Raw genomic sequence first — 1,274 nt, forward strand, 5'->3', positions numbered from 1 at the left:
TGATGTGTGCTGAATTAGCAGGAGACTTTCACTTGGGAGATTCTAGGCAGCTAACCGATAAAAGTCTTCTGCCATTTGATTTGGTGTCTTAAAATCCAAGCCTTTTTGAATTCTTCGCTGATTATAAAATAACTCTATATATTTTGTAATATCCGCTTTGGCTTCTTCCCTTGTTTTGTAGTTGCGATGATGGACTAGTTCATTTTTGAGTATGCCCCAGAAACTCTCTATCGGTGCATTATCAAAGCAGTCGCCTTTTTTGCTCATTGAACCCTGAAAATCAAATTTCTCAAGTAAGTTTCGATATTCATTACTGCAATATTGGCTGCCTCTATCTGAATGTACAATGAGATCTTTAGCAGGTTTCTGATTGCGAATAGCCATATTCAATGCATCACAAACAAGCTTGGCTGTCATGCGCTCATTTAAGCTATAGCCAACAACCTGTTTCGTGTAAAGATCTTTGACAGCTGCCAAGTACAACCAGCCCTCAGCCGTCCAAATGTAGGTAATGTCACTCGACCACGCAAGATTAGGCTTCGTCATTGAAAACTGTTGCTTGAGTAAATTGTCATAAATAGAACGGTTGTGATCACTGTTCGTGGTTCTTTTGAAACGCTTATGGCGCTTACAATACAACTGATTTGATTTTTTTATTTGGCGCACAGCATACGTACTTATTTTGATACCTTGCGCTTGTAAATGCTTGGTTAATCGAACATAGCCATAGCTTTGTTTGGTTTCTTCATGGGCTATTTTGACCAAAATTGTCTGCTGATTTCGCTGAATTGATCTTTTACTCATGCCTCGCTTTAGCCAATCATAAAAGCGAGAAACGGATACACGAAGTAATCGAGCCATTAAAATAATCGGAAATAAGTGGCTTTGCGATTTCATATAGGCGTACCTCACTGACTTTCTTTGGCAAAGTACGCTGCTGCCTTTTTTAAAAATTCACGTTCCATTTCAGCTGTTTTGAGCTGTTGTTTAAGCTTCTTATTTTCTTCGAGTAAGGCGTTTAGATCGGGCGAATACTGTTTTGTGCCTGCTAAAGTTCCAGCCTTTGCTTTGTTATTCCAGTTCGAAAGGGTTTGCATTGAAATGCCAAGTTGTCTAGCGGATTCCGATACATTACCTTGGTTCTCTTCAATGGCTTTTATGGCTTCAGCTTTAAATTCTGCGGTGTAAGTCTTCTGTTTCTTGCTCATGGTAAACTCCTAATGAGTATGTATAGTTTACCAAGTTAAACCCTCCTGTTTTTTAAGCACACATCA

1 protein-coding gene is annotated in these 1,274 nt (G+C 39.1%); it reads right to left on the bottom strand.

Annotated features, from left to right (window positions below; genetic code table 11):
- Positions 1-42: 42 nt before the first annotated feature.
- Positions 43-1,208 (bottom strand): IS3 family transposase gene (locus tag HHA43_RS13090; RefSeq protein WP_119285041.1). Its coding sequence is split into 2 segments (ribosomal slippage): positions 43-950 and positions 950-1,208, totalling 1,167 coding nucleotides; the frame shifts between segments, so codons are not numbered across the junction.
- Positions 1,209-1,274 lie beyond the last annotated feature (66 nt).

The sequence above is a fragment of the Acinetobacter sp. A2 genome (assembly GCF_012371325.1).
Taxonomy (GTDB): Bacteria; Pseudomonadota; Gammaproteobacteria; order Pseudomonadales; family Moraxellaceae; genus Acinetobacter.